The sequence below is a fragment of the Asticcacaulis sp. genome, assembly GCF_051954415.1.
Classification (GTDB): domain Bacteria; phylum Pseudomonadota; class Alphaproteobacteria; order Caulobacterales; family Caulobacteraceae; genus Asticcacaulis.
On the sequence record NZ_JBQCHT010000013.1, the window covers coordinates 1 to 11,803 of the forward strand.

Annotated in this window: 11 protein-coding genes and 1 pseudogene; 2 read left to right on the plus strand and 10 right to left on the minus strand. The window is 57.4% G+C overall.

Going from position 1 to position 11,803, the window contains the following annotated elements:
- Positions 1–192, plus strand: a 192-nt coding sequence (locus ACTHND_RS04820) for a hypothetical protein (protein ID WP_440176296.1), incomplete at its 5' end; no start/stop codon positions are given.
- A 15-nt stretch (positions 193–207) separates the two neighbouring features.
- Here ACTHND_RS04820 and ACTHND_RS04825 read toward each other — a convergent pair.
- The 6 genes from ACTHND_RS04825 to ACTHND_RS04850 all read right to left on the minus strand — a co-directional run bounded on the left by ACTHND_RS04825 (position 208) and on the right by ACTHND_RS04850 (position 6,769).
- Positions 208–1,002: an inositol monophosphatase family protein gene (locus ACTHND_RS04825; protein ID WP_440176298.1), complete on the minus strand. Its 795-nt coding sequence runs from the start codon at positions 1,000–1,002 to the stop codon at positions 208–210.
- A complete protein-coding gene (locus tag ACTHND_RS04830; protein WP_440176299.1) occupies positions 1,003–1,728 on the minus strand; it encodes a hypothetical protein in 726 nt (241 codons plus the stop codon).
- 6 nt (positions 1,729–1,734) lie between these two features.
- Positions 1,735–2,337 (minus strand): SIS domain-containing protein, encoded by a 603-nt coding sequence (locus ACTHND_RS04835; protein ID WP_440176302.1) that lies wholly within the window; start codon positions 2,335–2,337, stop codon positions 1,735–1,737.
- 24 nt (positions 2,338–2,361) lie between these two features.
- Complete coding sequence (locus tag ACTHND_RS04840) at positions 2,362–3,399, minus strand: Gfo/Idh/MocA family protein (RefSeq protein WP_440176305.1); 1,038 nt, start codon at positions 3,397–3,399, stop codon at positions 2,362–2,364.
- A gap of 256 nt (positions 3,400–3,655) precedes the next feature.
- Complete coding sequence (locus ACTHND_RS04845; RefSeq protein WP_440176307.1) at positions 3,656–5,857, minus strand: 6-hydroxymethylpterin diphosphokinase MptE-like protein; 2,202 nt, start codon at positions 5,855–5,857, stop codon at positions 3,656–3,658.
- Between the two features lie 3 nt (positions 5,858–5,860).
- Positions 5,861–6,769 carry a phosphoglycerate dehydrogenase gene (locus ACTHND_RS04850; RefSeq protein WP_440176309.1) on the minus strand — a complete coding sequence of 303 codons (909 nt, stop codon included), beginning with the start codon at positions 6,767–6,769 and terminating at the stop codon, positions 5,861–5,863.
- Between the two features lie 93 nt (positions 6,770–6,862).
- Here ACTHND_RS04850 and ACTHND_RS04855 point away from each other — a divergent pair, with 93 nt between their 5' ends.
- Positions 6,863–7,942, plus strand: a complete 1,080-nt coding sequence (locus ACTHND_RS04855; RefSeq protein WP_440176311.1) for a GSCFA domain-containing protein — start codon at positions 6,863–6,865, stop codon at positions 7,940–7,942.
- 197 nt (positions 7,943–8,139) lie between these two features.
- Here ACTHND_RS04855 and ACTHND_RS04860 read toward each other — a convergent pair.
- The 4 genes and pseudogenes from ACTHND_RS04860 to ACTHND_RS04875 form a co-directional block, all read right to left on the minus strand.
- Positions 8,140–8,421 (minus strand): annotated as a pseudogene (locus ACTHND_RS04860) (DUF6270 domain-containing protein); the annotation flags it as partial.
- A gap of 140 nt (positions 8,422–8,561) precedes the next feature.
- The gene (locus tag ACTHND_RS04865; protein ID WP_440176313.1) at positions 8,562–9,269 is read right to left on the minus strand and encodes a hypothetical protein; all 708 of its coding nucleotides are present in this window, start codon (positions 9,267–9,269) and stop codon (positions 8,562–8,564) included.
- Entirely contained in the window at positions 9,266–10,324 is a 1,059-nt protein-coding gene (locus tag ACTHND_RS04870) for a GSCFA domain-containing protein (RefSeq protein WP_440176315.1), read from the minus strand. The genes ACTHND_RS04865 and ACTHND_RS04870 overlap by 4 nt, the downstream gene beginning before the upstream one ends.
- A 437-nt stretch (positions 10,325–10,761) precedes the next feature.
- Positions 10,762–11,736 carry a hypothetical protein gene (locus ACTHND_RS04875; protein ID WP_440176317.1) on the minus strand — a complete coding sequence of 325 codons (975 nt, stop codon included), beginning with the start codon at positions 11,734–11,736 and terminating at the stop codon, positions 10,762–10,764.
- Between the last annotated feature and the right edge of the window lie 67 nt (positions 11,737–11,803).

Sequence of the window (11,803 nt, forward strand, 5' to 3'; positions counted from 1 at the left end):
CTGGCCGATACGGTCAACGCCGCCCTGGCGCGCTCAGGTTTCGACGACCAGCGCCAGGCCTTCCGCCGCCATGTCGCAGCCTTGCTAAAAGATCATCTATACGCCTATGATCCAATAGATACACTCGCCATACTGACACATGCGGATATGGTGGAAGAGATAGACCGAATCCTGGCGCTGGGGCGAGGCTGAACTCCCTCGTTCGATTTAGCCCAGCACCGGTTTCAGGGAATTGGCCGCAACAACAGCCACTTGAGGATGCGCCGCCAGGCTGCGTTGCTTCCGGATGGTCATCATTTGAGATGGCGACCGCCAGTTGGCATGATCCGAGGCTGCCGTCCAGATACCGCCGGCTTCACGCACGATCAGGCCGCCCGCCGCTTCGTCCCACACCCTGGCTTCGACCGAGGCTACGGCCGCGAGCCCACCGCCAGCGACAAAACAAAGATTGAGCGCCTGGGCGCCAAGATTACGGATCTTGCCTATCTTGCGCATGGCGGCGTAAGAATCGGCATGGCCGGCCACCAAGTCATCTAGCAGGCCGGTGGACAGGACGATCAGTTCGCTGGGCTTTGTTTGAGACAGATCAAGCTTCACGCCATCACGAAAAGCGCCCTGCCCGCGCGCCGCCGAATAGATGACGCCATCGGCCACGGAAGCCACAGCGGCAATGCGCGGTCCCTTCGTATCGACCAGAGCCACGGATATACCGACAAACGGGATACGGCACATCAGGTTCATCGTGCCGTCGATCGGATCGACGATCCAATAGCCGTCGAGTTCGCCCGTTTCCTCGACCGCGCGTTCCTCGCTCAGCACCGGCGTGTCCGGCGTAAGTGCCGACAGTTTTTCAGCCAGAAAGGCATCTACGGCTAGGTCGACATCGGTGACATAGTCCTGCGCCGCCTTGAAATCCGCGCGGCTGGGCGGCGCCTGGCGTGCCAGAGTCATGGCCTCGCGGAGTATAGCTTCGAGCCCCGTCTGAATCGTTTTGTCGTTCATCTAGGCTTCCAGAACACTGGCAGTGAAGTCAAGCACGACCTCGTCATTGAATAGCACGCGCACATGCGAGCCCGGATCGAAGGCGATGCACTTGGTAATGCCGCCGGTCGCCACCCAGTCACCGGCTTTGGGATGGAAACCGGTCTCTGCCGCCAGGGCGCGGAAATCATCCAGACACGCCTGGGGCGTGGCCACCAGATCGGCCAGGGTACCGACCGAGGCCGCTTCGCCATTGATTTCCAGCGTAAAGCGGGCCGTATCAATGGCACCAATGGTTTCCACCATACGCTCAGCACCAAGAAGCAGAGCACCGGCCGCGCAGCGGTCGGCTACCAGGGCGGCCACGCCGGCTTCGAGCAGGTTGGTGATCGGTGACGACGGCATTTCCAGGCAGACACACCAGGCGTCGAAACTCTTGCCATCAGCGCCGATGCGCAGCGCCACCTCGACCTCGCCCTTGATCTCGAAGAGCGGGAATCCCGGCGCCACGGATGGTTGCGACAGGATTTCCGTGCGATCAATGGCGCCGAAATAGCCACGCGTGACATTGAATGCCGCCTGGCTGCCGAAATTGGTGCCGCCGAGCTTCCACGCGCCCCAGCGTTTAGGCTCGCGGCCAATTTCCACGGCCATTCCAGCATAGGCATCGGCCAACGACGCGGGGGTGGTATCGCCCCCAAGCGCCACAGCACTGAGGGGCGATCTTTCCTGACGCAGATAGGTCACCAAAACCTACTTCAGTTCGTAAGCGCGGGTTTCATAGACCGACTTGCCAATGACATAATCGATCGTACCGGTCAGCCACATGCCATGCAGGTTTTCCACCACGTTGTAGGCATCCGAATCGGCCCAGAAGGCGATGTCGGACAACTGCTTCAACGGGTTGTCGCTCGAACGGCCGGTGAAGGAAACGACCTTCAGGCCGCGTTCCCTGGCATATTTGGCAGCATTGACGACGGAAGGCGAGGTGCCGGACACGCTGATCAGGACGACCACGTCATTATCGTCTGCATAGTGTTCGACGGCCTTGGCGACCCAGTGATCGAAACCGAAATCGTTGGCAAAGCAGGTCATCAGGTTCGGATCGTGGAAGGTGACGCCACGAACCTTGCCTTGCTTGGTGAAGTCGGTGGCACCGTGCTCGGCGCATGAGGCCGAAGCGCCATTGCCGGAGAACATCATCTTGGCGCCATTGGCGCGCACCTGAAGTGCCAGGTCGGCGAATTTCTGGATATTGGCGGCCACTTCGGCATTGTACATCAGCTTGGTGTACTGTTCGAAATAAGGGGCCAGGAAGGCATCGGCATTGGCCGGGGCAGCGGTATCAGCGGACATGGGTATCTCCAATCTTGTTTATTATCAGGCGTCGGCGTCAGCGTTGAGACGCGAATAGAGTTGTGGTGCGGTATGTTTTTCCTGGGCATAGACGGCATCGATGACGCGCATGACGCGCAGGGCGCTTAAGGAATCGCCGCCATGACCTTCGGGCGCGCCGGTCCTGATCCAGTCGGCGAAAATCTGCGCTTCGCGTTCCCAGCTCGTATCCGTCTCGAAGGTTTCGGAGGATTCTTCCGCCCAGGTGGCGGCCGGCGCATGGCTGCGATTGCGCGCCACGACAAGCTGTTCGGCGCCATAGGAGTTCGACGACGTCTTGAGGCCGTTGAGCACCATATAACCGCGCTCCATGAAGACTTCGAGCGAGAACAGATGGCGCCATTGAACCATGGTGGAATGCAGGGAGGCCGCAAGGCCGGTCTTCGAATTGCGGAACATGGCGAAGACATTGTCCTCGATGCCCGGAATATTCCAGTATATGCTGGAGACCATGGCCTGGACCTCGTCGAATTCGCCGCCGAGATACATGAACAGGTCGAGCATGTGGATGCCCTGATCGAGCAGGATACCGCCGCCGGCGAGTTTCGGATCGGCGCGCCAGGTGCTGAGATAGTTCTCATCGACCGACTTGCCATAACGACCGCGCATCCACAGGATGCGGCCATGATCGCCTTCATCGACGATCTGGCGCATCTTGACAGCCGCGCCGTGGTGGCGGTGGTTGAAACCATACATCAGCACCTTGTTGGCCTGGGCCTCGACCTTGCGGATTTCCTCGACGCCGGCGGCATTGAAGGCGGGCGGCTTTTCGCACAGGATATGCTTGCCGGCCTTGAGGGCGCGAATGGTCATTTCCTGATTGAGCGAATTAACGCAGCAGATAAAGACGCCGTCAATGGTCGGGTCGTTCAGAATGGCGTCAACGCTGTCGACGCGCAGATCTTCCGGCACCGGATCCGGGCCAAAACCGTAAATGGCCACGACTTCGCCAATGCCGGTCTTTTTCACCGCCTCGTGACGAATTTCCCCCATCTTGCCGTAACCGATAATTCCAAATCTCATTCTGCCTCACAAAAACTATCACGCAGCCAAACCGCGCTCACCTGAAACGAGCGAATATTACGGTTCAGGCCCTGCAAAAAAATCCCCCACACCAGGGCGGTGACTGCGGCACACCGCGCCTGACCACCTTCGGCCTTCCAGCGTTAACGTAGCTTGCCATCAGGTGCAATTCGTTTTTCAAAAAAGTACAACCACGAATGAGGGCTTGGCACGTGCTGAGGTCTTGCCGATACCCTGTTGCAATTGCTACATTTTTTTAACACGTCTCAGCGATCAGATCTGGCAGGTCCATTCGCTGGAAGATCTCCAGCCGGCCGCCACGCGTCGCGTTGACGATGCGACCACCGTCCAGTTCAAAAGCAATGCGGGCATTCAGAAAGCCTGTTGCGATGTCCGCCCAAGATGGCGGATGCCAGGGCCTGTCGCCACGGTAGTTGGGGATAAAGTGATTGCCGTCATTGACCGCCATCACGCCCCCGCCCCCAAGATCGTCACTCAGCACCGTATTGAAACTGTAATCCATGCCGTAGAGCCTGATGTCGCGCAGTCCCATGTACCAGGCCATTTGCAGCGCCACGAAGACCGACGAACCGCCTACAGACACAAAATGTGCGGGGTCAGTGGAAAAGACCGGCAGGGCGCTGTTTCCGGGCGTCAGGGCCACAAAACGCCCCCGCAGGTGCGACAGAGCCTCACGCGGACGGCAGAACAAGGGCAGACCGCTTGAGCGTTCGATTATTTCCTGACCGAAATCATCGACCATCTGAGCATCGGCGGAAACCACATAGTCTTCACGCAGGGGATGGTCCGCATAACTGAGATAGAACCGGTTGAATGCGAAGACCACATCTCCGGTCGGGATCGCTTCAAGGTCTTCAAGCCGGACGCTCGGCCCGTTGCCAATAATCCATGCGGCTCTCCCGCGGTGTATGTCTCTCAGGGCCGCCAGTTCGCGTGCAGGTCGATGCGGCCCTTTCAACTGAACCCGCGACAAGGTCAGCGGTCGCTGCACAGGCACAGGCACCCCCGGCGCTATGGGTGTGATCCATATCCTGTCGCCAGGCAACTTGTCATGCGCCGGCTGGATATCCCGATCCGGCAGGGGTATCCGGAAGGGAATGGCGCTTAATGACAGGTCGGCCAGGCTGCACCCCTCTGCCATATGGGCCTGGCCCACGATCGCGCCCTGACAGGTCAGTTGCCAGTCGCTCCCGGCTCCCGCCCCGACCCAGAAGGCACCGCTGATCTCCGCCCCGTCGAGGGCGAGGGCCGCCACTTCAAGCCCCGCCAACTGAATGGCATCGCGCCGAATGACCTGTTCTTCTACACAATCTGCCCCGCTGTAATGCCGGATCGTCAGGCTGAGCGGCAATGCTTCCGGCGCGCAGATCGTTGCCGCCCTGGCTTCGGGGCCGGAAGACCGAACCCTGGCCAGTTCGGCGCTCTCATCTCCCAGTACCCGAACCTCATCAACCCCTTCATCAAGAGCCACACGGATCATCAACAATCGGGCGGCGGCGTTGTAAGTGACCTGCACCGGGGAAGGCGGTGCCGCCGGCTCAGATCCTGCTGCATCGTTTGACGGAGGCGCCGTTACCAGCGGTGGTTCCTCTGGCAGGGACGGCAAGGACGTAACGGAATGACTTGAAATCAATTTATAGAGATGTCGCTCGATGCGTTCGACGAATGACATACCCGATGTCTGCGTTATCTCCCGCACATCACCCTGATAAGGCTTATACACCATATGAAGCAGAATGGGCGCCCCGCCGCCGGATTCATCATCGATCGCGTACTGATCAATACCGGCCACATCAATCAGCGCCCCATCCATCCGGTAGATATCCAGTTTCAGGCGTGAGGCGCTGGCCTGCTCAGGCGATATGGCCAGCCAGACCGACCAGGTTCCCCCGTTCTGGACCGGGCAACTGAACACCAGGGCATCATTGAGACGAAAGCGGGCGTCAGGCGCGGCCCCCCTGCCCCAGATGCGCAATATGCTGGCCACGGGACGCGCCAGGAACGTCCCGAAAAGGCGCGGACACTTTACCGGTGCGGTCATGACAGGACGCCATTCCAGGCCGGTCAGGCACAGGGCGAGGGTACGACGATCCGCATTGAATCCAAGATTGTACGGGACATCCGCATCCGGAAATTCCAGTCGCAGCGACTGGCCCGCCAACAGCATATCCGGGGGAACAGCGACACATCGTTCCGCTTCCTGCGGCAGGATCAGTTCGGCCAGTTGCGTTTTTCCGGCAAATAAGCGAACCCGCTGGCGATGGGCGAAGGTCTGCCCATCGATCGTAAGCATCGCCGGAACATTGGCATCACCCAGTTTAAGCGTCGCGCTGGTGCCGTCATTCCACAGGCCGACATCCGAAGGGGCCGCCCAGCCGCGCCCCAGAATCTGCACCGGATGCGCGCCATCAATGAAGGACCAGCGTTTGCCCGCCAAGACTCAGCTCAATCCGGCCGCAAGATTATCAAGCGTCACCTGGTGGACATACTCGACGGCGCCAACGCAGTTGTTGCCGTTATGCGAGCCCAGGACCACATTATCCATGGCAATGAATGGGCTCGTCAGAGGCAGGGGCTCCTGCTCGAAGACATCGAGCGCCGCACCGGCAATGATGCCCGTCTGAAGCGCGGCGATCAGGTCGGCCTCCTTCACGATAGGACCGCGCGCCACATTGCACAACAGGGCCGATGACTTCATCTTCGCCAGAAAGTCCGCATTGATCATGCCGCGGTTTTCCGGCGTCAGGGCGCAGGCGATACAGACGACATCAGCCTGCGCGGCGATCTCATCGACACTGAGCGAGTCCTTTGAGAATGGATCATGATGGATGACCGTCATGCCGAAGCCCGCCCCCAGTTCGCCGATGCGACGGCCGATGGCACCATAACCGATCATGCCAAGCGTCGATCCGTTCAGTTCGCGGCCACGCGGCTTGGGCCATTGCCCGGCGCGGATGGCGCGGTCGACCGTGCCAAGCTGACGATTGGCCATCAGGATCAGGCCGATGGCATATTCCGCCACAGCATGGGCAAAAGCGCCCGGCGCATTCTTTACCGGCACACCAAGTTCGGCGGCAGCCATGCGGTCGATGCTGTCAATGCCGGTGCCCCACTTGGCAATGACCTTCAGCCGCGGCAGGGCCTTTTCGAGCACTTTGCGGGTGATCTGATCATCACCAGCCAGCCAGCCGTCGATCTCGCCTACCAGGTCAAGACAGGCCGCCTCGTCGAGGAACTGGCTGACCGTGGCCCAGACCGGCTCATACCCCATTTCCCTGAGCTTTGCGTCGAAACGCGGACGCTCGTTCAACATCATGATGTTGCTGATCAGGACACGGGGCTGGGTCATGGATTCGCCTTACTGGAATGAAATCTGCCGCCTTATGCCATTCCTTTCCACCTTATTCCAACCCCAAAAGTGCGCCTTCTTCCGGCAATTAGCTTGACCCCCGGCATACACCGCCCAATTATGCGGCCGTCTGCCAGAAAGAAACAAATGCCCCTTCTCTCCCTGCCCTATACTGAAGCCGAGGCGCGCCTGCGCGGCAACCGCGAACACGGGCGCTGGTGGTTTGCCGATCATCTGGCGCCTGAACTGCGCGCGCTTGGCGCCAGCGAAAGGCTAAAAGAGCCGGTATTCGCCCCGCTTATCAAGCCGAGCTTTTCTTTCACCGGCAGAGAGACCCTTTTCACCATCGGCTCCTGCTTCGCGCGCGAGATCGAGGAAGCGATGAACGCTGACGGGATTGACGTGAGCAGCCATCCGGAAATCTTCAACCAGTGGGAACCCAAGGTGCCCGCGGCTGTTTCCGGCACAGATGAGCGAATCTACCGGATGGGCGTCGTAAATAAATACACGATCCGCACCATGGTGGAGGAATTGCGTTGGGCGGCCCAGGCCGCACCGGTCGAAGACCATCCCGCCATTCAGGAGATCGCGTCGGGCCGGTTCGTTGATCTCGCGGCCCATAATATTCTGGCCGGAGAAGACAAGGCCTCGGTTCAGAGGCGCCGCCAGGAGATCAACCGTCTGATGCGCGGCGCCTATACGTCCGATCTGATTGTTGTGACCCTCGGCCTGGCCGAAGGCTGGCGCGACACAGAGACAGGCATCAGCCTGGTGGACAGTCCGATAAGCTTCAAATCGGAAAACACCGGGCGGTATGTACTCGACGTCCTGTCCTACGCCGATCATATCAATGGCCTGCGTGAAATCGCAGCATTATTGAATGCCCACGGTAAGCCCGGCTGGCGCATGTTGCTGACTGTCTCCCCCGTCCCCTTCCTCGCCTCCTATACGGGCGACGATGTGATTATCGCCAACAGCTATTCAAAAGCCGTCCTGCGCGCCGCAGCCGAAGAATTCGCCAGGGAAAATGAACGGGTCGACTATTTCCCAAGCTTCGAGATGGCCAATTATTCCGATCCCGCGCTTGTCTGGGAGTCGGACCGCCGCCATGTCACAAGGCCTTTCGTCGGCGAAATAATAAGCGCGTTCAAACAGGCCTATCTTAAATCCTAGGCTGTCGGATTTCTTCATTCAGGCGCCGGGCGATCAGACGTTCATTGTCATCCGAGTGATGGAACAATGCATCACCCCAGCGATGATTGTGCTTGGCAACAAGTACAACCCGCGGAATGGAGAGGCAAGAAGCGTGCGTCCGGCGGGCCGGTTCTTCATAGATCATATCCAGCAAACGATTACAGAGCTCCACCATATCAAACATATGCTGTGGAACAATTGCCCCCCGGTTCGGTTCGGCTTGTCCAGACCGTATCACTCACCACCAGGCGCGGCATATCTGACAACTGCTCGCAAAATGCCGGCAGGTTCTGTCGGGTCATTTCCAGATATGCTTCTCTATGCGGCGGCACGAAACGAGTAAACGGCCGGACAGCCTTTTTTGGCAACATGGCCCTGAAAGCGCTTGAATAACTGAAGGCGCTTGCATTTGTGAGGGCCAGGCCGAAACGTTCGTCGATAAAATCAAGGACGACGGCATCGGCATTAAAGCCAGTTTTTCGCGCCGAAAATCAGGATATTACGTTTTCGCTCAGCCATGCACCGGTCCGATCCCCGTCTTTGATCTATATAAGCGAACAGGAAGTAAACAAAAACTGTCCGCCAATCTCAAACGCACCTAAGCCCATTCCAGAGCCTGGCGGCGAATTTCCTGGACCAAAGCCTCACCGAGTTCGACATTGCCGTGATTTTGGTCACCTTCCTTTTCAAGACGGTATTCATTGCGCGTGAAACCTTCCGAGTTGATGCATGCCTCAGGCAGGAACACAATTGGCACGCCGCGCTTTTCAAGTTCGGCCTTTATGATAGCACGATACTGTCTGTCTACATTCGCAACCGTCTCAAGTCCAATGGACATCAGTATTTCATGGTGCGCAAATAGCCGCGCCGCTTCATAAACAAAAACGCGAACTCCTTTTTCGGTCAGTGCCGTAATGAAGTCTAGCGCGGGCTTCTGATATTCGAGCACAGCTGTTTTGAAAAGCGCTCGCGATACCGGCACCTTGCTTCCCCAAACGTCCGGCAGCGAAAATATCTTCCACGATGTATTTGCCGTCAGGCCCAGGGAGTAGAATGGCGCCCCAATACCGACATAGTCATAGCTCTGCTGGCCTTTTGAGAATGTCAGGCTGGGATAGGAAGCACTGATCGTTACCACCTCATCATTCCTGACCGCAAAGAAACGCCCAAGCATTTCCCGGCCGGCACCAATCGGCAAGACCTTGAGACTAATATCCTCAAACGAACGACCTTCACGCTGGCGGCGATCCAGCGCCAGTTTTAGAGCGACGCATTGCGAGTTGCCCGTCAGCAAAATCCGTTTCATCGTCCGTCTCCGAATGCCGCCAGCAGTTCTTCGTCACACTTGACCTCGTCCCTGCTCCCGGTTGCCACCTGCGCCGGCACATCTGAAACCTCAGCGTTTGCGGCAATCGGCGGATGTTCCCGGAAAAATTGCTTCATCACATGATCGACACCGACAGAGGCAACCGTTCGCATATCACTATTGTAAAACTGGGAACGCATGGGCACCGACGAAATGATCTCAAATGACGGAAAGTAATCGACCCATTCATATTTATCCGAAAGCGCGCCAGCGACCGCCCGCAAAACAGATTTGGAATAGGATGTCGCTGAGATGACATTTGACGCGGTCGCGGTCGCCATCAACGGCACAGGGCTCACCGTCAGGATGAATTTCATATCCGGACGAATCCTGCGTACCTGTGCAAAGAAACGTTCCATGTCCTGCATGATTTCCGGATAGGTCAGATTAACGAACTCATGCAGGTCGGGATCGAACTCTCCGCCAGCGGTGCCCGGACATACTGGGAAGACAGTCCCATCGCTTTTCAGCGCCCAGGTTTCCGTGAGGCCGAGCGTGAAGACAAAGATCTGAGTTGATTTGAAAAGACGCAGAACCGCTTGCAAGTGATAGTCACGGTGCGCTTCCAGTTCAGCGACGGAAAAGAAAGGCTCTGCTTCGATGGTTGGGCGGAAAGCGTCGACAAAACCCCCATCTTTTTGCCACACATGCTCCGGACGATGTTCGATTTCACCCATGGCGCGCTGAAGCAATTGCAGCAACTGCCGTGAGGTGTATATGTTGCCATACCGGGCCGAATACATATTGTAGCCATAGTCCAGCCATTTCTCCTGCGGCAGAAACTGCGGCGGACGCTCGACATCATTAAAATTAAAGCCGTTCTGCCGAAGTTCACGACCAATGTGCTGGGCAAAACAGCTACCTGCGGCGGCAATTCGCGCATCGCCTATCGGAAATTTGCGAGTGTACCACTCACCGATTAAAAGCGGGTGCGTGCTTTCTACCGTTTTCCGCCAAAAGGCCCTGGCCGGTTGAGTGGAATAGGGATGTTTCATCGGCGCGCTCACAAAATTCAATTCTTAAAAACGCTATCATGGAAAAAAGACTTCGCCAATGATGGCTGTACCGGGAATATCAGACACCATTTCGGATTGACAATGCCCCTTCTTTCGACTGGTGGCTAAATCCGATAAAGTCCATTTTCGACATGCTGCCGCCCACTTTTAATTCAGGGTCACGCAAGAAGACGGCTGATCTGTCAGGGAATAACAGCCTGCAGACGGTCTGCAATCTCCGTCTTAAAGGGCTGCGGCATCATAGTTCTCTCATGACGCCCAAAGCCGCGTGCTGCCGATCCGGGGTTATGCAAAAGATGATGGTTCACGATTGGCCACCTTACCCCGTGGCCACTATGCTGAAACGTTAATGTCTATCGGTTCGTTTTTCGCAGGCTCGGCATGACGAGAGATAAGCTAATGCTCCTGAACGATGCCTACAAATCCAGTCCATAGACCGAAAAATCGATTTTGCGACCGCCTGAGAAAAAACTGGCCAGAAGCGCGGCCTCCGCCGGTTCCATCTTCGGACTGCGCCCCAGTACATATGGCAGCAGGAGATAGGGCGGCGCCACATCGTCATTGGCGACCTTGCTGAGGTAACGTTCGGCGGCCTGGGTGACAATCATATCCGGCCTGACCATGGTTACCACTTCATCGTGCCAGAAGCGCGTGCGCAGGAAGACGATATTGCGATACAGCGTTGAGAGGATCGGCAGAGCATTGTAAAGATAGGAGTCACCAAAGATCAGCAAGGTTGAATCCAGCAAGGATTCCGGATTGCGGCAGCACACGATACGGCCGTCATTTACCGATGCCGTAAAATTATGCTCGATTCCATTCTCGATCCGGATCGTCCTGGCCGGCCACTTCGGACGGCGGGTCATCTCCGACTGCTTGGGTTCGAGCTTGCGCCCGAGGTCGCCGGCAAAGTCTTCATCGACAGTCGTTACCGCGGCCATCATATGGCCAGATGCTTTTTCAATAAGCTCGGGGCTTACACCTGCCTTCTCAAGCATGATCTCGCCAATTCGAAGCATCCCGGCCCATGTCCAATGGGTGTCCGTCCGAAAATAGGAACGGCCATGCATATTATGCTTTAGCTGCTCTGCGGGATAAACCACATCCGCCGGGGAAACCGCGCGGTAATAATCGAAATAGCAGCGCGCATCTTCGACCGGAAAAGCTTCGTCATATACGCGAAATTTTTCTGGCGCGATCAGGTGCATATAGGGGCAGCCCGCCGCTTTGGCTTTCTTGCGGCGTGACATTACGTTGGCCAGAAAATTATTGACGGAATCGGTCGATGGCCGAACCTCTCCGGTAGCCACCTTCAGAATCTGATGCCCACCGCCTGCCAGAAACAGCTCGCCATCCGCTCCGATCAGGACATCATTGGTGACCGTTAGCATAAATTTCCCCGTCATCCTCGCCCCTTAAAGCACTTTAATGCCCAGGGATTCCCGCCTCTGCAAAATT